General features: G+C 72.6%; 17 protein-coding genes. 7 read left to right on the top strand and 10 right to left on the bottom strand.

Going from position 1 to position 18,411, the window contains the following annotated elements; translation table 11 throughout:
* The first annotated feature begins 243 nt into the window (after window positions 1–243).
* Entirely contained in the window at window positions 244–942 is a 699-nt protein-coding gene (locus tag ACWER9_RS20610; RefSeq protein WP_452303360.1) for a hypothetical protein, read from the top strand.
* On the opposite strand, the gene ACWER9_RS20605 is transcribed toward ACWER9_RS20610, so the two are convergent.
* The gene (locus tag ACWER9_RS20605) at window positions 939–2,303 is read right to left on the bottom strand and encodes a serine/threonine-protein kinase (RefSeq protein WP_452303359.1); all 1,365 of its coding nucleotides are present in this window, start codon (window positions 2,301–2,303) and stop codon (window positions 939–941) included. The two genes, ACWER9_RS20610 and ACWER9_RS20605, sit on opposite strands and share 4 nt — an antisense overlap.
* 59 nt (window positions 2,304–2,362) lie before the next feature.
* On the opposite strand from ACWER9_RS20605, the gene ACWER9_RS20600 reads away from it, so the two are divergent.
* Window positions 2,363–2,908, top strand: a complete 546-nt coding sequence (locus ACWER9_RS20600) for an RNA polymerase sigma factor (RefSeq protein WP_452303358.1) — start codon at window positions 2,363–2,365, stop codon at window positions 2,906–2,908.
* 109 nt (window positions 2,909–3,017) lie between these two features.
* Window positions 3,018–5,105: a PQQ-dependent sugar dehydrogenase gene (locus ACWER9_RS20595; RefSeq protein ID WP_452303357.1), complete on the top strand. Its 2,088-nt coding sequence runs from the start codon at window positions 3,018–3,020 to the stop codon at window positions 5,103–5,105.
* Window positions 5,106–5,137: 32 nt separating this feature from the next.
* Here ACWER9_RS20595 and helR read toward each other — a convergent pair whose 3' ends face one another.
* From helR to ACWER9_RS20575, 4 genes are all read right to left on the bottom strand, one after another.
* The gene (gene helR / locus ACWER9_RS20590; protein WP_452303356.1) at window positions 5,138–7,285 is read right to left on the bottom strand and encodes an RNA polymerase recycling motor ATPase HelR; all 2,148 of its coding nucleotides are present in this window, start codon (window positions 7,283–7,285) and stop codon (window positions 5,138–5,140) included.
* A gap of 142 nt (window positions 7,286–7,427) precedes the next feature.
* Window positions 7,428–7,808 (bottom strand): YccF domain-containing protein, encoded by a 381-nt coding sequence (locus tag ACWER9_RS20585; protein WP_452303355.1) that lies wholly within the window; start codon window positions 7,806–7,808, stop codon window positions 7,428–7,430.
* Window positions 7,809–7,856: 48 nt separating this feature from the next.
* Window positions 7,857–8,471: an STAS domain-containing protein gene (locus tag ACWER9_RS20580; protein ID WP_452303354.1), complete on the bottom strand. Its 615-nt coding sequence runs from the start codon at window positions 8,469–8,471 to the stop codon at window positions 7,857–7,859.
* Window positions 8,468–8,797, bottom strand: coding sequence for an STAS domain-containing protein (locus ACWER9_RS20575; RefSeq protein WP_452303353.1), 330 nt, complete (start codon window positions 8,795–8,797; stop codon window positions 8,468–8,470). Before ACWER9_RS20575 ends, ACWER9_RS20580 begins: the two co-directional genes overlap by 4 nt.
* A 153-nt stretch (window positions 8,798–8,950) precedes the next feature.
* On the opposite strand from ACWER9_RS20575, the gene ACWER9_RS20570 reads away from it, so the two are divergent.
* From ACWER9_RS20570 to ACWER9_RS20555, 4 genes are all read left to right on the top strand, one after another.
* Complete coding sequence (locus tag ACWER9_RS20570; RefSeq protein ID WP_452303352.1) at window positions 8,951–9,640, top strand: response regulator transcription factor; 690 nt, start codon at window positions 8,951–8,953, stop codon at window positions 9,638–9,640.
* Window positions 9,637–10,992 (top strand): sensor histidine kinase, encoded by a 1,356-nt coding sequence (locus tag ACWER9_RS20565; protein ID WP_452303351.1) that lies wholly within the window; start codon window positions 9,637–9,639, stop codon window positions 10,990–10,992. Before ACWER9_RS20570 ends, ACWER9_RS20565 begins: the two co-directional genes overlap by 4 nt.
* Window positions 10,989–11,552 carry a GerMN domain-containing protein gene (locus ACWER9_RS20560; RefSeq protein WP_452303350.1) on the top strand — a complete coding sequence of 188 codons (564 nt, stop codon included), beginning with the start codon at window positions 10,989–10,991 and terminating at the stop codon, window positions 11,550–11,552. The genes ACWER9_RS20565 and ACWER9_RS20560 overlap by 4 nt, the downstream gene beginning before the upstream one ends.
* Before the next feature lie 112 nt (window positions 11,553–11,664).
* Entirely contained in the window at window positions 11,665–12,261 is a 597-nt protein-coding gene (locus tag ACWER9_RS20555) for a hypothetical protein (RefSeq protein WP_452303349.1), read from the top strand.
* A 16-nt stretch (window positions 12,262–12,277) separates the two neighbouring features.
* On the opposite strand, the gene ACWER9_RS20550 is transcribed toward ACWER9_RS20555, so the two are convergent.
* The 5 genes from ACWER9_RS20550 to ACWER9_RS20530 all read right to left on the bottom strand — a co-directional run bounded on the left by ACWER9_RS20550 (window position 12,278) and on the right by ACWER9_RS20530 (window position 18,410).
* A complete protein-coding gene (locus tag ACWER9_RS20550) occupies window positions 12,278–13,015 on the bottom strand; it encodes a cellulose binding domain-containing protein (protein ID WP_452303348.1) in 738 nt (245 codons plus the stop codon).
* 74 nt (window positions 13,016–13,089) lie between these two features.
* The gene (locus ACWER9_RS20545) at window positions 13,090–13,470 is read right to left on the bottom strand and encodes a DUF742 domain-containing protein (protein WP_452303347.1); all 381 of its coding nucleotides are present in this window, start codon (window positions 13,468–13,470) and stop codon (window positions 13,090–13,092) included.
* The gene (locus tag ACWER9_RS20540; RefSeq protein ID WP_452303346.1) at window positions 13,448–13,897 is read right to left on the bottom strand and encodes a roadblock/LC7 domain-containing protein; all 450 of its coding nucleotides are present in this window, start codon (window positions 13,895–13,897) and stop codon (window positions 13,448–13,450) included. The genes ACWER9_RS20545 and ACWER9_RS20540 overlap by 23 nt, the downstream gene beginning before the upstream one ends.
* A complete protein-coding gene (locus ACWER9_RS20535) occupies window positions 13,894–15,849 on the bottom strand; it encodes a nitrate- and nitrite sensing domain-containing protein (RefSeq protein WP_452303345.1) in 1,956 nt (651 codons plus the stop codon). Before ACWER9_RS20535 ends, ACWER9_RS20540 begins: the two co-directional genes overlap by 4 nt.
* Complete coding sequence (locus tag ACWER9_RS20530) at window positions 15,846–18,410, bottom strand: LuxR C-terminal-related transcriptional regulator (RefSeq protein WP_452303344.1); 2,565 nt, start codon at window positions 18,408–18,410, stop codon at window positions 15,846–15,848. Before ACWER9_RS20530 ends, ACWER9_RS20535 begins: the two co-directional genes overlap by 4 nt.
* Window position 18,411 lies beyond the last annotated feature (1 nt).

The raw sequence follows: 18,411 nt of genomic DNA, 5'->3' as shown, positions 1-18,411 counted from the left end.
ACGGTACGAGAGCGCATGGTCTGCCAGGGCCTTCCTCGGCGGAACGGGTGTCCGGAGCAGGTCCGTACGGCGTCACCCGGTGCCTGGTCCCAGCCTGTTCGAGCGACAGGCGTGGACCATCTGGCGCAGGACGGCAATGCGGCTACGACCTGAGGAGGAGAAAAGTGTTGTCCGTTCGCGTGAACCACCGCCCGTGCCAGTGCATCGGACCCTGTGACAGACACGCAGCGGAAAGGACCAGTCATGCGCGCCACGTTGCTTCTCGGTGTGACCCTCACCCTCACCGTCGTCGCCGGGTGCACGTCACCTGTCGACCGGGTCGGCGGCGACGCGGCACCCGCCGGCTTCGCGTCCGCAAGTGCGAGCCCGTCGGCGTCGAGCGTTCCGGCGACCCCGAGTGCCGGCCCGAGTGCCTCGGCCAGCCGCAGCTCGGGCGCTCCGGCCACCCGCACCTCCGGACCGCCCGCCCGGGTGAGCGAGATCAGGCGTACCGACTGGCCCAACGCGGTAATCCGCGACCTGGACTTCTGCGGTGAGTCGGACGATTCCGTGACCTTCCGGAGCGGGTCGAACGGCCTGGACGTGCCGTGCCGGATCCTGCCGGGCGACGCGCGGCCGGTGTACGCCGAGTTCCTGGTCGAGGAGCCGGCGAACGCCCCGTCGACCGAGGACGCCCTCGTCCTCGTCGAACTGGGCAACCCCGGCGCGGCCCGGCAGCAGGCGCTCGTGCCCGTCCAACTCGCGTACAACGGCCGGGACCGGCAGGCGCGGCCGATCATCGAGGGGGACGAACCGAGCCCGAGCGGCGACCGGGTCATGACGTTCGTCTCGTACCGGGTGGTGGGTCAGAACGTGCAGGCGACCGTCCGCACACTCGACGGCGGCACCGAGACCCGTCGCTGGCGCAAGGTCGACTTCGCCGGTAACTGGGAGCGGTACTAGGAATGCGCGAGCGGCTGGTCGTCCATCCGCAGGGTGCCGAGGATCTCGTCGGTGCGGTCGGCGCCGTCGATCTGTTTGACCTGGACGTAGACGCCGCCGGCACCGTCCGCCCCGACCAGGGTGACCTCGCTGAAGGAGATCGCGGTGCCGCCGCAGCCGGCCCAGCGCCGCACGGTCCCGCCGAGGGCGCCGACGGCGACCGCTCGCCCGGAGACACCGGTGCAACCGCTGTGAACGGGCAGCGTCGGCTGGTCCGTGGCCGTCAGAGCACGGCTCACGCCGACGAAGACACCCGGTGTCGCACTGTCCACGTCGGACCATTCGGTGAGGTCGGCCCCGATGAGCAGACCTGGGCGGCGCTCCTCGGTCAGGCCGACCACTCTTGGGTCCCAACCCCGGTCGCGCAGGTGCCTCGCCCAGCCGTCCGGCACCGCCACCGAGACGGTGCCTGTCGCGTCGCGTACCCGAGTCCAGTCGTGTGGTGCGGTGGCCGGGACGGTGGACCCGGCCGTGACCAGCGCAGCGGCCACGGTGCCGACGGCGGCGAGGGACCGGCGGACGCGGTGCGTGGGCGGGCGGGCCGTGACCTGCCGGGTGGCGAGCAGACCTTCCAGCGCGTCGGCGTACGCGGCCGCGGTCGGCCAGCGGCGGTCCGGGGCCCGGTGCAGGGCCCGGCGGACGACCCGCTCGACGGCGGCGGACGCGCGGGGCGTCGCCGCCACCGGCTGCCCCGGCGGCGACCCGGTGAGCATGTGCTGGGTCAGGGCGCCGATCGCGTACACGTCGGCGCGCACGTCGATCCCGCCGCCGGGGACGAGTTGCTCGGGTGCCATGTAGGCGGGCGTGCCGGCGACCACCGTGAACCCGGACGCGTGCGCGAGTGTCTTGGCCAGCCCCAGGTCGGCGACCAGCACCCGCTCCCCGGCCGCGGTGGCGTCGAACAGGACGTTGGAGGGTTTGAGGTCGCGGTGCAGCACCCCGTTGTCGTGCAGGACGGCCACCGCCCGGGCGATGTCGGCGGCGACGCGCAGCGCCTCGCGTACCGGCATTCGCCCGCCGTCCAGCCGGTCGGCGAGGGTGCCGCCCGTGGCGTACGTCATCACCAGGTATGGTCGGCCGTCGGGCAGCTCGCCGACGTCCAACACCCGGACCAGATGGTCGGAGTCGACCTGCCGCATGAACCGGGCCTCCTGCCGGAAGCGCCAGCGGATGTCGGCCCGCTGCGACCAGTTGTCGGCGAGCACCTTCACGGCTACCGGCGACCGCAGCTCGTCGTCGTACGCCAACCAGACGGTCGCGAACGCGCCGGCGCCGACGGACCGGGTGATGCGGTAGCGGCCGACCTGTGGGGGGATGGACACGGCCGTATTATCCGACCTTCGGGACACCGGTGCCGCCCATGAGCGGGGGAGCGCAGGCAGTGATCGGATCCGACACCGAGGAGCTGGCCCGCCGGGCGGCGGCCGGTGACCGTCGCGCCCTCGACGAGCTGCTGGCCGCGATCGGTCCGCGGGTTCTCGAGCAGTGTGGGCGTTTCCTGCCCTGCCGGCAGGACGCGGAGGAGGCGGCGCAGGACGCGTTGGTGCAGGTGGCCCGGCACATCGAGCGCTTCGAGGGGCGGTCGTTGTTCTCGACCTGGTTGCACACTGTGGTCGCCAACTGCGCCCGGCAGACCTACCGGTCGCTGCGGCGGCGCGCTGCCGAGGTGCCGAGCGCGTTGCTGCCCGTCGACGTGGTCGACCCCCGCACGACGAGCGTCATCGCCGGATCCCGACTCGACCTGCTGGATGCGCTGGACCGGCTGGAGGCCCATCGACCGGAGCTGGTGACCGCGCTCGTGCTGCGGGACGTGTGTCAGCTCGACTACCAGGAGATCGCCGGGCAGCTGGGCATCCCGGTCGGCACGCTGAAGTCCCGGATCCACCACGCCCGTCGGCACGTCCGGGAGTCGTTGCAGGGCGGTTGAGCGTCGATCTGCGGTTTGCCCCGATCGAGGTGCATCGTTTGACTTGTGCGCCGTATCCATCTTTGATGGTCGATGTTCCCTGTTTGTGATGGTCGACCCTGGAGGACGGATGCGAGTCACCGCGCGGAGCAACGCACCTCGCCCACGACGACGCCGGCGGCTGCTGCCGGCGGTGCTGGCGGTGGCGACACTGCTCACCGTCGCCCCCGGTGTGCCGGCCTCCGCCGCCGCCGCGTCGACTGTGGTCGGCGTGGGCAGCGGTCGTTGTCTGGACGTGGTCGGCAACGTCCGAACTGCCGGCGCCGGCATCAACATCTACGACTGCAACGGTCAGGCCAACCAGGCGTGGACCTTCACCACAGCCGGTGAGCTGCGGGTCTACGACGACACGATGTGCCTGGACGTGGTCGGCCAGGACACCACCGCCCCGGCCGCGCTACAGATCAACAACTGCACCGGGGGCGCCAACCAGCGCTGGCGGATCACCACCTCCGGGACCATCGTCGGCGTCCAGTCAAGCCTGTGCCTGGACGTGAACGGCGCGGGCACCGCCAACAGCACCACAGTCGGCCTCTGGACCTGCAACGGGCAGTCCAACCAACGGTGGACGACCGCCTTCGGCAGCGCCGACACCCAGCCGCCGAGTGCGCCCGGCAGCCCTCGGGTCAGCGGCCTGACCTGCAACTCGGTGACCTTCGCCTGGAACGCGTCGACGGACAACGTCGCGGTGGCCTTCTACGACGTCTACCACGACGGACAGTTGATGACGTCGGTCAGCGGCACCACGCTCTCCACCAACCTGACAGTGGTCGCCGGTGCGACCTGGGGCCTGTACGTCAACGCCCGCGACGCCGCCGGCAACGTGTCGCAGGCGAGCGCGACCGTCTCGATCACCCCGCCGCCCTGCCAGGCCGACAGTCAGCCACCGACGGCACCGCAGCAGCTCACCGGCTCCGCGTCGGGCACCACGGTGACCCTGCGCTGGACGGCGTCGACAGACAACATCGGGGTGCGGGCGTACGACATCTATCGGGCCGGCGCGAAGGTGGGCACGGTCACCGGCGCGCCGCCGGCGACCACCTTCACCGACAGCGGTCTGACGGCGAACACCTCGTACCAGTACTACGTGGTGGCCCGCGACGCGCAGGACAACGCGTCGTCGCGCAGCGGCACCGCGACGGTGACGACCGGCGCGGCGTGCGCCAACCCGGTGTGCGGGGTGCGGCAGGTCACCACCGACACCGACATCCCGTGGGGGCTGGCGACGCTTCCCGACGGCAGTGTCCTCTACAACCGGCGCGACGCGCACGACATCATCCAGCTCAACCCGGCCACCGGGGCCAAGACCAACCTGGGCACGGTGCCGAACGTGCAGAGCACCGACGGTGAGGGCGGCCTGCTGGGGCTCGCCATCTCGGCCAGCTACTCCAGCGACAGGTGGCTGTACATCATGCACACCTCGCCGAGCGACAACCGCATCGTCCGGATCAGGCTGGAGAACGGTCGCCTCAACACCTCCAGTTCGCAGGTACTGCTCTCTGGCATCCGGCGCAACAAGTACCACGACGGTGGCCGCCTGCGGTTCGGTCCGGACGGCAAGCTCTACGCCAGCACCGGCGACGCCCAGAACGGCAACTACGCCCAGGACCGTTCGAGCCTCGAAGGCAAGATCCTGCGGCTCAACCCGGACGGCACCGTCCCCTCGGACAACCCCTTCGGCAACTACGTGTGGAGCTACGGCCACCGCAACCCGCAGGGGCTGGCGTTCGACTCGCAGGGCCGACTGTGGGAGCAGGAGTTCGGTAACTCGGTCATGGACGAGACCAACCTGATCACCAAGGGCGGCAACTACGGCTGGCCGGCGTGCGAGGGCACAAGCGGCAGCTGCGGTACGGCCGGCTTCATCGCCCCGGCCCGCACCTATCCCACCGCCGAAGGGTCCTGCTCCGGCATCACGATCGTCCGCGACGCGCTCTACGTGGCCTGCGCCCGAGGTGCTCGGATGTACCGCGCGGTGATCAGCGGCAACAGCCTGACGAACGTGCAGACCTACTTCAGCGGCACCTACGGGCGGCTGCGGACGGTGGAGCCAGCTCCGGACGGTGGGATCTGGCTGACCACCACCAACCAGGGTGACAAGGACAGCACCCCGAACAACAGCAACGAGAGGATCCTGCACGTCACGCTCGGCAACTAGGCGCGTGGGGCGGCCGGCCTGCGACCCGGCTCTCAGTTGCTGCTCAGCAGCACGAGTTGCTGGGTGGCCCGGGTCATCGCGACGTAACGGTCGACCGCCCCTTCGATGCCGGTGCCGAACGCTTCCGGGTCGATGAGCACGACCAGGTCGAACTCGAGGCCCTTGGCCCGCTCGGGGCTCAGCGACCGGACCCGGGACGTGGGCGGGAACGCCGGGTCGCCGATCACGCAGGCGATCCCGTCGGCGTGGTCGGCGAGCCAGGTGTCGAGGATCGACCCCAGGTCGGCGACCGAGCCGTGGACGACGGGGAGTCCGTTGCCACGGATGGAGGTGGGCACGTTGGCGTCGGGCAGCGCGGCCCGGATGACCGGCTCGGCCTGCGCCATGACCTCCACCGGCGTGCGGTAGTTGATGCTCAGCGAGGCCAGGGTGACCCGGTCGAGCCCGACCCGCTTGAGGCGTTCCTGCCACGACTCGGTGAACCCGTGCCGGGCCTGGGCGCGGTCTCCCACGATGGTGAAGCTGCGCGACGGGCAGCGGGCCAGCAGCATCTGCCACTGGGCGTCGGTCAGCTCCTGCGCCTCGTCGACGACGATGTGCGCGAACGGACCGGCCAGCAGGTCCGGGTCGGTGTCCGGCAGCGCGGAACCCTCGGCCAGCACGTCGCGCATGTCCTGCTGGCGCAGCATCGTCAGCAGGCCCTCGCCGTCGTCGTACGTGTCGGCCGCGAGCAGTTCGTCGACGACCCGGGCCATGTGTTCGCGTTCGACGGCGGCGGCCGGGTCCTGCCGACGGATACGCCCCGACCTCTCCGGGTCGCCGAGCCGCTGCCGTGCCGCGTCGAGCAGCGGCAGGTCGGCCACGGTCCAGGCCCGGGGCTCGTCGCGTTGCAGCGTGCGGACCTCCTCGGGGCTGAGCCACGGCGCGCACCGGCGCAGGTACGCGGGCACCGACCACAGGTCACCCACGAGGTCGGCCGCGTCGAGCAACGGCCAGGCGCGGTTGACCGCCGCCCGCAGGGCCTGGTTGCGCAGCAGCGAGGCGCGGAGCACGTCGTCCGGCTCGTCCCCGTCGTACCGCTCGACGAGGATGGTGAGCAACTCCTCCCAGATCTCCTCCCGAGCCTCGTTGTGCGGGGTGCCGGGGCCCGGCGCCTGGAACGCGTCGGCCCAGTCGTCGGCGCGGAGTCGGACGTCGCGGTCGCCGACGGTGATCGTCATCGGGGTGGCCGGCGGGTCCTCGTAGAACCGGACGGCCGCGTCGACGGCCCGGACCAGCTCGGCCGAGGACTTCAGCCGGGTCACCTCCGGGTCGGTGTCGACGGTTGCCGCGGCTCCCTCGGGAACGAGGTCGCGCAGGGTGCAGGTCTGCACGTCCTCCTCTCCCAGGCTGGGCAGGACGTCGGCGACGTAGGCAAGGTAGGGCTGGTGCGGCCCCACGAACAGCACCCCACCCCGGCGCTGGCCGAGGCGCGGGTCGGAGTAGAGCAGGTACGCGGTGCGGTGCAGCGCGACGACGGTCTTTCCGGTGCCCGGACCGCCGTCGACGACGAGGGCGCCGGCCGACCCCGCGCGGATGATGGCGTCCTGGTCGGCCTGGATCGTGCTGAGCACGTCGCGCATCCGGGTCGACCGGGCGCTGCCCAGACTGGCGATGAACGCGGACTGGTCGTCGAGCGCGACGGCGTGCCCCACGAACCCGTCCGGGGTGAACACCTCGTCCCAGTAGTCGCTGATCCGGCCGCGGGTCCAGCGGTACCGGCGGCGACTCGCCAGGCCCATCGGGTTGGCGTGGGTCGCGCCGAAGAACGGCTCGGCGGCGGGGGAGCGCCAGTCGAGCAGCAGCCGCCGACCCGTGCTGTCGGTGAGGCCGCGACGTCCGACGTACACGGGCTCGGGGTTGTCCGCCCCCACCACGTGGCCGAGGCAGAGGTCCAGCCCGTAGCGGCTCAGCGAGCGCAGCCGAGCCGTCAGCCGGCGGACCTCCTCGTCCCGGTCGACGGCCTGCCGGCCCTTGCCGCCCGGCGCCCGGCGTGCGGTGTCCAACCGGTCGGACAGCTCCTCGCTCAGCTGCGCGAGGCTCTGTGCCATGGCCGCGAAGTGCCGCTCGTCGTGGGCGATGAGCGTCGGGTCGGCCTTGGGGGAGAGGTGATCGGGGAGTGCGAACACGGAGGTGGGCAAGGAATCCAATTCATGACTTCCATTTCGGCAGAATCTGGCCTCGGCCGACGATTCTGCGTCATAAATGGGGTCTTGCCGCAAGCCCCCCAGTGCGCTATAAGTTAGAAGTGGCGGGAGACCAGTGGTCTCCCGTTTTCCGTGTTCAGGGCACGTCGACGACCTCACGGCCGAGCGGCCAGAAGGCGGCCGGTACGAGCTTGAAGTTGGCGATGCCGAACGGAATCCCGATGATCGTCACGCAGAGGGCGATGCCCGCGAGGATGTGCGAGAGCGCGAGCCACCAACCCGCGAGCACCACCCAGAGGATGTTCGCCAGGCCGGAGCCGACGCCCACGCCCGGCTTGGGCACCAGGGTGCGGCCGAAGGGCCACAGCGAGTAGACCGCGAGGCGCAGCGACGCGACGCCGAACGGGATGGTGACGACCAGGACGAAGCAGATCAGCGCGGCGATGCCGTAGCCGACCGCCAGCACGAGGCCCCCGCCGAAGACGAGCCACAGCACATTCAGTACGAAACGAATCACCACTCCAGCATGAAACATGCTCGCCACCCGGTCTCCCGCCACCCGCCCTCAGCGTGGAACGGCCACCACGTGACCCTCGGGGAGGGCCCGCTCGCCGCCGTCGGACAGTTGGGCGAGGGCGTCGTCGCGGCTGTCGAAGATCGGAAAGGCCTTGTCCAGACGCATCGTGTGCAGGACGGTGCGGACGAACCGCGACGGCGCGGCGAGGCAGAGCGTGACCCCGCGTTCGCGGGCGTCACGGTGGGCGCGGACGAGCAGGCCGAGGCCCGTCGAGTCGATGATGTGCACCCCGCTCAGGTCGACGACGACGTGCCCACCCACCTCGGCCACGTGCCGCAGCGCCGTACGCAGGTTGTCGCCGGTGTCGAGGTCGATGTCACCCGTGGCGGCGATGACGGTCGTGCCGTCCAGGTGGTCGATGCCGAGAATGCCGCCCGGGCCATGGTCGTCGCACGAGGTGTGGCCGCCGGTCGACGGTGGCAGGAGGCTGCAGTGCGGGCAGCGGTGCGGCCCGGTGGCGAAGGGGGAGCCGCTCCAGCCGTGCTCGGCCACCAGGGTCCAGACGACTTCGGCGTCGGGGAGCACGCACGCGGTGCCGCGGATGGTCTCGCCGCAGGTGTCGCAGATCAGGGTCATCAGATACTCGTCCGGGACGACGGTCATGCTGCTGGTCCTTCCTCAGTCACGATCGAGAGCACCTGATCCAGGCGGGCGATGTGCAGGATGCGCCGGACCCGAGGGTTCGGGTTGCGGACGGTGAGGGTCGCGTCGGCGCGGGCCAGTCGCCGGTGCACGTCGAGGAGCAGGCCGATGGCGGCCGCGTCGAGGTGCCGGCAGTCGGACAGGTCGAGGACGACCTGTGCGGGGCGCAGCGCGAGCAGCCGGTCGAACACCGCGCCGACCTCCGGCAGGCAGCCCAGGTCGAGTTCGGTGACGCGAACCTCGACAAGTGGCAGCGTGTACCTCGCGGGCAGCAGCGGCGTCGCCATTGCCGTACCCCTCTCCGTCAGCCCTCGCTCCTTCCCCCCACCGTGCGGGGCGGGGTTGGCGATCACTGCAAGGCTCTGTGACAGTTGTGTGACAAAACGGCCGGCGGGCTGACACGGTTGGCCGCCCGGCGGTCGGCCGAGGATGATTCCGGGATGACGGCCGTACTGGTGATCGAGGACGACGACCGCATCCGGCTCGCGCTGCTGCTCGCACTCGAGGACGAGGGCTACGACGCCCTCGGCGCGGCCACCGCCGAGGAGGGGCTGCGGGCCCAACGCCACCACCCGGCCGACTACGTGCTCGTCGACCTTATGCTGCCCGGCCTGGACGGCTTCGAGTGCATCCGGCAGCTGCGCCGTGACGACGACGTTCCGATCGTGGTGGTCAGCGCCCGCGACGGCACCGACGACATCGTCGCCGCGCTCGAAGCCGGCGCCGACGACTACGTGGTCAAACCCGTGGCGATCCGGGAGTTGACCGCCCGCCTGCGGGCCCTGCGCCGCCGCGCCCGGCCGGTGGCCGCGACGTCGGCGCCGGAGCCCGTGCCGGCGGTCGCCTTCGGGGAGTTGGAGATCAGCCCGGAGGCGGGGGAGGTGCGCCGCGCCGGTCGACAGGTCACCGTCACCCGCACCGAGTTCCGGCTGCTCTGTGAGCTGGCCGAGCACGCTGGCCGGGTGCTGTCCCGGCAGCAGTTGCTGCAACGGGTCTGGGGGTACGACAGCGGCGACGAACGGCTCGTCGACGTGCACGTGGGCCGCCTGCGGCAGAAGATCGAACCCGACCCGGCTAACCCCCGGCACCTGGTCACCCTGCGGGGCCTGGGCTACAAGCTGCAGCGATGAGACGCCTCGGCCTGCGTACCCGGGTGACCGCCGCCTTCGCCGTCGGCGCGCTCCTGCTCTCCGCGTCGATGGCCCTGATCTCCTACGACCTGACCCGTCGCTCCCTGCTCGACGACCGGGAACGCATCGCCCTGCGGGCCGCCTACTTCGACGCCGCAGTGGTGCGGACCGGCCTCGACACCGACACCCCGGACGTGGTGGAGGTGCTCCGGTCGTTGGACACCGGCGGCAGCCGTCGGCCGGTGCTGCACCTCAACGGCGAGTGGTACGCGCGGGCCGCCGACCCCGGTACGACCGCAGCCATCCCCGCCGAGTTGTTGCGGGTCGTCGCCGCCGGGGAGCCGGCCGTGCAGCGCGTCCGCGTCGACGGGCAACCGGCCCTGGTGGTCGGGGTGCCGCTGTCCGCGTCGGCGACGTACTTCGAGGTCAACTCGCTGCGCGAGTTGGAGCAGACGTTCCGGGTCCTTGCCCTCGCGCTGACAAGCGTCGCGGTGCTTGTCGCCGGGGCCGGCGCCACCCTCGCCTGGTACGCCACCCGGCACGGGCTACGACCGCTGACGGCGGTCGCCGACGCGGCCGAGAAGATCGCCGCCGGTGACTTCACCGCCCGCCTCGACCCGGCCACCGACCCTGACCTCACCCGCCTCTCCTCGTCGTTCAACCAGATGGTCGACCGGCTCGCGCACCGCATCGAGCGGGACCGCCGGTTCGCCGCCGACGTCAGCCACGAGCTGCGGTCCCCGTTGCAGACCCTCGCAGCGGCGGCAAGCGTCCTGGCCCGCCGTCGGGAACACCAGGACGAGCGGACGGCCACCGCCGCCGGCCTCGTCGCCGACGAGATCGACCGTTTTCAGCGGCTCGTCAACGACCTGATCGACCTGGCCCGCAGTGACCAGCCCGCCCACCGGGCCCGGGTGGACGTGGTGGAGTTGGCCCGGGAGACCTGCGACGTGTACGACCTGCCGCCCGAGCTCGTCCGCCTGGCACCTGGCGTGCCCCCGACCTGGCGGGTCGAACGGCGGCGGATCGCCCAGGTCCTGGCGAACCTGCTCGACAACGCCGTCACCTACGGCGGCAGCCCGGTGGCCGTCCGCCTGGGTGCGGACGGTGACAGCGGTGTCGTCGAGGTCGACGATGACGGTCCGGGCGTGCCGGTGGAGGACCGCGAGGCGATCTTCGACAGGTTCGTCCGTGGGCGCGCCGCCCACACCCGTGGCACCGGTGACGGCACCGGTCTGGGGCTTGCGTTGGTCGCCCAGCACGCCGCCGCGCACGGCGGGCAGGTGACGGTCGCCGACCGTCCGGGCGGCGGCGCCTGTTTCCGGGTGACCCTGCCCGGGAGCCTGTCGTGAGGCACCGTCGTCTCGTCCCGTTGACGCTCACCGTGCTGCTCGCCGGTTGCGGCGTCCCCACCGACGACGCCCCTCGGGCGGTGCCGCCCCCGCGCGGGCCGCTGTCCAGCGCGGCACCAGCCGACACCACCGCACCGGCCGGCCCGGCCGCCGAGACGCTCTGCCTGATCCGGGACAACCGCATCGTGCCCGTGGTCCGGCGGGTCGACCGTCCACCCACAATCGCGGACCAGCTGCGGCACCTGCTCACCGGGCCCAGTGGCGTCGAACGGGACGACGATCTGACCAGCGCGTTGCCGGGCGCGGTCAACGCGGCCGGCGCGACGGTGACCGGGACGCAGGCCCTGGTCGCGGTGGACGAACCGGCCCACGACGGCGGCCGCAGCGACGAGGTTCTCGCCTTCGGGCAGATCGTCTGCACCCTGACCAGCCGCGAGGATGTCACCACCGTGGCCTTCCTCCGCGACGGCAGGCCACTCGGCGTGCCCCGGGCCGACGGCTCCCTGTCCAGCAGACCGCTCACCCGCAGCGACTACGCCCCGCTCATCAGCGAACGATGAGACCGCGGCCGCGTCTCGGGGTTGCTCGGTGAAAGACCTGAGACGAGATCCGGGGCTGACCGAGGGAAGCTCCCGGAGGTCGGCAGCCGCCGGCGGCCACATGCTGGCTGGCATGAAACGCGCTGCGCTCTCCGTCATCGCCGGCCCGGTCGGCATCGTGGCCTACGGCCTGGTCCGGCTGTGGGGAAGATCCGACGGGGTGTACGGCCCCGGCTTCGACTGGCAGGCCGCACACCTGGTCGCTCTCGCCGGCATGGTGGGCTTCGTCCCGGGTGTGCTCGCGCTGGCCCGCCTGCTGCCCCGCAGCCCGTGGCGCACCGGGGTGGTGGCCGGCACACTCGTCGGTCTCGCCGCGACGATGGTCCAGTTCGGCGCGGACATCGTCGAGGGGCTGCTGGCCGAGGACCGGGCGGAGATGTCGCGACTCGGCGCCGACTTCAAGGACATCCCCGGCGTGGAGGTGGCCTTCTACGACGTCGTACCCCAGCTCTTCTTCGTCGGCCTGCTCGTCCTCACGGGCATGCTCGCCGCCCGACGGCGGCTGCCGTGGTGGAGTGTGCCGCTGCTCCTGGCCGGCATCGTCCTGCCGGTGGTCACCCTCGACCTGCTCCCCATCGGCGGCCTGTGCATGGCGCTGGCGTTGGCCCCGGCGCTGCCGCTGGTCCGACAGCGCGAGGAGCGGCCCGAGCCGTCGGTCGCCGTGCGTTGACGACAACCGGGGGTGGTCAGTTCGGCAGGCCGGAGCAGGCGACCCCGTCGATGGTGCACGCCTTCGGGGCCGATCCCGTCAACGAACCATTGACCCGGAAGGTCACCCGGACCGAGGCGCTCCCGGGCACCTGGGCCGTGTCGTCGTCCGGAACGAACGTCCACACCGCACCGTCCCGGCTGGCCTGTGCCCCCTCGACCCCGGTGATCCCCAGTGACTCCCGGGGCAGGGTGAGGACGAGCGTCCACCGCGGTGCCGGGACCGAGCCGGGGTTGCTGATCGTGACCGTCGCGCCGTAGCTGAGCAGGGCGTTGTCCGTGATCGCGAAGTCGGCGCCCAGGGCCGCCGGAGTGGGTTCGGCTGTCACACCTGTCGGCGTGGGCCGGGTCGACGACGGGACGGCCGTCGGGACCGAGGAGGCCGAGGCGGACGGCGTGGCGGGCACCGCCGGGCTGGGGACCGCAGGCCGCGCCTGCGCCCGGGGCGTACCGGACGGCGAGGCACCGACCTGCTCCACGGACGGCGGCGGGTCGAGGGTCACCGGCGTCAGCTTCTCCGGCGTACGCAGCACCCCGACCACGGAGACGGCCGTCGCGACCAACACCCCGAGCGCCGCGATGACGGCCAGCCAGGTGGCCCGCGAGACGTCCTCCCGACCGGTGAGCACCCGCCGTGTGGCCGTGACGAAGGCTACGACCCGGTCCAGCAGGATGATCGCCACGGTACGGCGTGGTTGGGGTGGTGTTGCCGGCACTGCCTGTCTCTCCTTCAGTTCGTCGCCGGGCGCGTGCCCACGACCCGGCCGGGTCGCAGATGGCACCAGCCCGGTCACAGACCGCGAAGCCCGACGAGTATCGCCTCGAGCAGGTCCTCGGTCGGCAGCTCCGACAGCATCGGCGGTTCGTGCGTCTCGACCAGCCCGGCCGCGAGCAGGTCACCGAGCAGCACCCGGACGGTCCCCAGTGGCAGGTCCAACTCGGCACCGACCTCAGCCACCGACACTGGATGGTGACACAGCTCGACGATCCGCGCCTGTTCAGGGAAGAGCGGTGTGGGGGGCGTGACTCCCCGTCGGGCGACGACAAGCGAGATCAGGTCGAACTGGCCGCGGGCGGGCGCGGTGCGCCCCCCGGTCATCGTGTACGGCCGGGCGACCGGGCCCGCGTCGTCGTCGTACCACGCCTCGTCAGGGGCGCCGCTGGTGTGCACCAGTGTCCCCGATCGTCACCGAGGAGGCCGGTCCCAGGGTGATCGGCAGGTGCCGCTCGGCCTGCCCCACGAAGAGCGCCACCTCGTACGCCATGTCACCGACCTCGACATCGTCACCGGCGATCCGCACGGTGAGGATGGTCCCGTTCGGGATGGTGGCGATGAACAGGAACGCTCGCGACATCTGCACCACGACCTGGCGCAGACGACCCGCGTCGCAGGTTCGGGTGGCGGCCAGCCCCAACGAGATCAGGCCGGCGACCACGCCGGAGATCTGCTCGGCCAGCTTCTCCCCCACCCGCCGCGAGCTGCCCAGCGGCAGCCCGTCCGGCGAGAGCACCACGGCGAAGTCGGCGCCGTGCACCCGGCCGACCAGGCTGTCCAGGGCGTCGGTCAGGCCGTCCTCGGTGACCACTGCAGACGTCATTGATGTCTCCTTGCTGTTCTCGCGGCTGGGAACTCGACCGTGTCCAGGCTGGTCCTGCCGTTGTGCGGGCCGGGCGGCCCGGGGTGGCGGACCCGCGTCGGCAGCGCGCCGTCGCCGCTCGGGTCGGGCAGGTCGGTGCCGGTGCGGGCCGGTGGGTACGGGGTGTCGGGTGGTGTGCTGGCCGGTGTGCGGCCACTGTCGGTGACGGTGACCAGCCTGGTGGGGAGGTGCACGATGGCGGCCGTCCCGCCGCGCTGGCTGGGGCGCAGCGAGACGTGGGCGCCGCAGCGGTTGGCCAGGACGGCGGCGGCGTACCAACCGGCGCGGCCGGCGGGCGGGCCGTCCGGGGGTGGGTTGTTGAGTAGGTGGTTCGCCTCGTTCAGCGCGACGGGGTCCAGGCCGGGCCCGTCGTCGACGACGACGACGGCGGCGCACCCCTGCGGTCGCCGTTCGCCGCTGACCCGGACGGTGGTGTCCGCCCCGGAGAAGGCCAGGGCGTTCTCGATCAGCTCCGCCAGCAGGTGGATGACGTCGGTGACGGCCGGCCCCGCCAGCGACCACGGCCAGTGCGGCGCGATCAGGACCCGGTGGTAGTCCGGCACCTCGGCGACCGCGCCACGCGCCACGTCGAGCAGCGGGACCGGGCGTCGCCAGCGGCGGGCGGGTGTCGCGCCGGCCAGGGAGATCAGTTTCTCCACGTTGCGTCGGATCCGGGTGGTGAGGTGGTCGAGGTGGAACAGCTCGCCGGTCTCCTCGGTGGACCGTTCCCGACGTTGCATCCCGTCCAGCAGCCCGAGTTGCTCGCGGAGCAGGACCTGGTTGCGTCGGGTCAGCCCCAGGAACAGTTCCCGCTCGGCGTCACCGCTTGGTGCCGGAGCGGCCGGCGTCGCGGCCGGCGTCTCCTGCGCCGGCGGCGGGACGTCGGCCTTCGGCCTGGTCAGCTCCTCGGTGAGGCGGCGGACGGTGCCCGCCCAGCTCAGCAGCAGCACGAGCACGACGATGAGGCCGAGACCCACCACGGCCCCGGTCTGCGCGATGAGCACTGCCGCACCGGGTGTGGCCCGCTCCACGCTGCTGCGGGCGGTGGTCGTCACAAGTGTCTGTAGCGCGCCGAGGGCGGCGTCCGCCGCGGCCCGCCACGTCTGGACGGTGAGACCGGCCAGGGCGTCGGCGGTGCCCGCCTGGAGCAGCAGCCGGTCCTCGAGTGCCAGCAGAGCCGCGAACTCGGGGCCGGTGGCGAGGCGCTGGTGCTCGCCCCGGCCATCGGGCGGAAGCTCGGTCACCGCCTCGGTACGCGCGTACCGCTGAACGCCGACCAGCTCGGCCAGCCGCCGCTGCTCGTCGACGCCGAGCCGCGCTCCGGCCAGGGCGGCGCTGACCACGGTGTCCTCCCGGGCGAGCAACTCCCTGGCGCGGGCCAGCGCGATCACCGCGCGGGTGTCGGCGGCCAGGCCGCTCTCGTACGCGCCCCACTCCGGCCCGTACACCCGGAAGGCGACGTCGACGACCTCGTCGTACCCGTCGATCGTCGCGGCCCCCGGGAGTCGCCCGGTGTCGACCCGGGACCGGGTCGTGCCCAGGCCGTCGAGCCGACGGACCAGCTCAGCGGCCCGGTCCCGGACGGTGCCGGCGCTGAGCAGCCGGAGGTCGTGTCCCTTGGTGAACTCGCGGACCTCGGCGGCGGCCTGATCGGTGCTCTGGCGGGCCGCGGCAAGTGCGGGCGTCGTCTGCTCCGCGCCGGCGACCGTCTCGGCGGTGACCCGGCGTTCCGTCTGCAGACCCAGGATCAGGCGGTCGATCGGCTGTCCGAGCGTGTCCGCAAGTGCCCGGACGCGCAGCAGGTCGACGGCATCCTGACTGGACACGTAGGCCGCGTACGACCAGAGGGTGACCAGCACGGCGGCGAGCACGGCAAGTCTGGTCCGGAGCAGCCGAACGTCGTCTCTGGTCATCGGCTCGTCCGCTGCGGCCACGGTTGCCCGGCGGAGTCGCTGGCCCGGTCGGCGACGAGGGTGCGCAGCAGCGCCAGCAGCTCGGTGCGGTTGGCGCAGTTCAGCCGGTTGCGCATCCGCGCCACGTGGTGCTCGACCGTCTTGGCCGAGATGAAGAGCCGGTCGCCGATCTCCCGGTAGGTCAACCCGGCCAGCACCAGCTCGGCAACCTCGTACTCGCGGTCACTGAGCCCGTGCTGGGTGGGGCCGGCGACCCGCGTCGTGCTCGCACCGGCTGTCGGTGTCTGCCCGCCGAGCCCGCCGGAGGGCCGCCCCTGCAACGCTCGGGCGCACTCCAACAGGGTGGTCATCGCCCGCCGGTCGGCGGTGCGGATGGCGGCCTGCCCGGCGAGGCGCGCGCCGTCCCAGCACAGCCCGGTGTCGTGCAGCCCCCGGGCGGCGGCCTCCACCCGGGTCGGGTCGACGACCCCCCGCAGCACCTCCACCCAGCTCTCCGCGGCGGCGGCGACCACTGCCGCGTACCGGCTGTGGTCCGCGGCGGCGAGCAGCGCCGTGACGTGTTCGTCGGCGACCGTCGGTTCGCCGGTCAGGATGGCGGCGTGCAGCCCGCTCCAGCGCAACGGCACGCTCCACAGTGGTGGGCTGTCGAGGCGGTCGAGCAGTGACCGCCCCTGCTGCAGGTACGGCTCCAGCCGGGCCAGGTCACCCAGCCGCGCGCCGGCGATCGCCAGCTCGCCGAGCGGCAGCAGGGTGAACAGGTCGACGGGGTGCCGTACCACGGCCTCCAGCGCCTGCCCCCAGCCCCGCTTGAGCGCCCCGAGGTCACTGTTGCGCCGGCCGATGCCCATCCGGATCGCGGCGGCGAAGAGCTGGTCACGTGACTCCAGTGGCCGCCCGTCGAGCGTCACCGTGGCGAGGCGCTCGCCGGCGGCGTGGACATCCCCGCGGACCATCAGGATCCAGGCCTGCAACAACCGGTGGCGGCGTGCCATCAACGGACCGCCGACACCGGCGCCCAGGGCCCGGTGCAGCACCCGCTCGGCGATCTCCAGCTCACCGCAGTGCACCGCCGTCAACGCGGCGAGGGCCGCCGGGCTGTCCGGCAGCAGCGCCGCCCGTCCGTCCGGCTCCAGCAGGGCAGCGGCCTGCACGAGCGCGGAGAGCGCGGCGGTCGGCGGGCCGGTCACGCTCTCCCGTACACCGTTTGCCATCAGTCGGGCGGCGCTGGCGTGCAGCGTGGGCGGTTCGCCCGCCGGATCACCCGCCGGCGACTCGGCGGTGGCGGCCAGGTCGCCGGTGGCGAGCCCGCCGACGATGGCGAACGCCGCCGCCGAGGCCGTCCCCGACCACCGGAACAGCTCGACGCTACGACCGACGTGACCACGGTGGGCCAGGGCGGTGGCGGCGACCACCGCGGCCTCGGCGCGGTCCGGGGGAGCGGCCGTGGCCAGCAGCCGGTCCGCCAGCCGCAGCGCGTCGTCGAGGTCACCGGCGAGCGCTGCGGCGAGCGCCTGCCGCGCGTTGGGCGGCCCTCCGGCCGCCGTCGCCGCCGCGAACAGTTCGGCGGCGAACGCCGGCTCGTCGGCAAGCGCCTCGTCCGCCGCCGCCGCCAGGGTCGCGGCCGGGCAGTCGCCGAGCGCGCCGACCGCGAGCAGGGAGCGCACCAGCGGCAGCACCGTGCCGCCCCGGGCGAGCTGCAACTCGGTGAGCCGACGCCAGACCGCCGTCCGCTCGGTGGTGGGGCTCAGCGTCGCGACGGCCCGCCGGACGATCGGCGCGAGTCGGCCGTCCGCCCCGAGTAGCCCGGCCGCCCTGGTCGTGGCGATCAGTTCGTCCACCCCGGCCGGGTCCCGGCCCAGCAGCGCGCCGAGCATGCTGACCGGCAGTGCCCCGCCGGCCGCGACGGCGAGCAGCAGTCGTCGTACCTCGGTGGGCTGAACGTCCAGGTCCGGGCCGAATTCGAGAACGACGGACCGGGGTGGTTCGACGCTCGCGCCGGCCCGGGTCTCCGCACCGACCAGGCCACGGGCCAGCCGCTCGACATCGCGGGGCACGCCGGCGGTCTGCGTGTGGACGAAGTCGACCAGATCGGTGGGGCGGCTCAGCTCGGCTGTGCCGGCGAGGTACGCGGCGGTCTGCTCCCGGGTGAACGGAGTGAGCAGTACCGCCTGTCCGTCGCGTCGCAGGGCGTCGACCAGCTCACTGAACGCCGCCGATCGTGGCCACGGGCGGTGGGCGACCACCAACCGGTGTCGACGGCCGCCGACCAGACCCAGCAGCGCCCCGATCCGCGCATCGTCCAGCAGGTGCGCGTCGTCGACAAGCACCACCGTGTCGGGGTCGACCGGCTCACCCGGCTCCGGGGCGACCGTGCGGACGGCGACCCCGGCGCGCTGGTGGACGCGTTCCAACTCGGCGAGGAGCGCGGTCTTCCCGTGACCGGCCGGGCCGGCGACGCCGACGGTCAGTGGGCCGGTCGGGTCCTGCGCGACCGAGTCCAGTAACGCCTGCAACCCCTTGTCCAGGGTCAGCGCCGGTGCGGCGAGGTCATTCATGATCATC

Source organism: Micromonospora sp. NPDC003944, assembly GCF_053605225.1.
Note: the sequence above shows the minus strand (reverse complement) of the source record. Positions and strands in the feature narration are given on the sequence as shown.

Coding starts and splice junctions, on each gene's coding strand:
- ACWER9_RS20610 (WP_452303360.1), top strand. CDS start 244: ATGCGCGCCACGTTGCTTCTCGGTGTGACCCTCACCCTCACCGTCGTC.
- ACWER9_RS20595 (WP_452303357.1), top strand. CDS start 3,018: ATGCGAGTCACCGCGCGGAGCAACGCACCTCGCCCACGACGACGCCGG.
- ACWER9_RS20580 (WP_452303354.1), bottom strand. CDS start 8,471: ATGACCGTCGTCCCGGACGAGTATCTGATGACCCTGATCTGCGACACC.
- ACWER9_RS20575 (WP_452303353.1), bottom strand. CDS start 8,797: ATGGCGACGCCGCTGCTGCCCGCGAGGTACACGCTGCCACTTGTCGAG.
- ACWER9_RS20570 (WP_452303352.1), top strand. CDS start 8,951: ATGACGGCCGTACTGGTGATCGAGGACGACGACCGCATCCGGCTCGCG.
- ACWER9_RS20565 (WP_452303351.1), top strand. CDS start 9,637: ATGAGACGCCTCGGCCTGCGTACCCGGGTGACCGCCGCCTTCGCCGTC.
- ACWER9_RS20555 (WP_452303349.1), top strand. CDS start 11,665: ATGAAACGCGCTGCGCTCTCCGTCATCGCCGGCCCGGTCGGCATCGTG.
- ACWER9_RS20540 (WP_452303346.1), bottom strand. CDS start 13,897: ATGACGTCTGCAGTGGTCACCGAGGACGGCCTGACCGACGCCCTGGAC.
- ACWER9_RS20535 (WP_452303345.1), bottom strand. CDS start 15,849: ATGACCAGAGACGACGTTCGGCTGCTCCGGACCAGACTTGCCGTGCTC.
- ACWER9_RS20530 (WP_452303344.1), bottom strand. CDS start 18,410: ATGATCATGAATGACCTCGCCGCACCGGCGCTGACCCTGGACAAGGGG.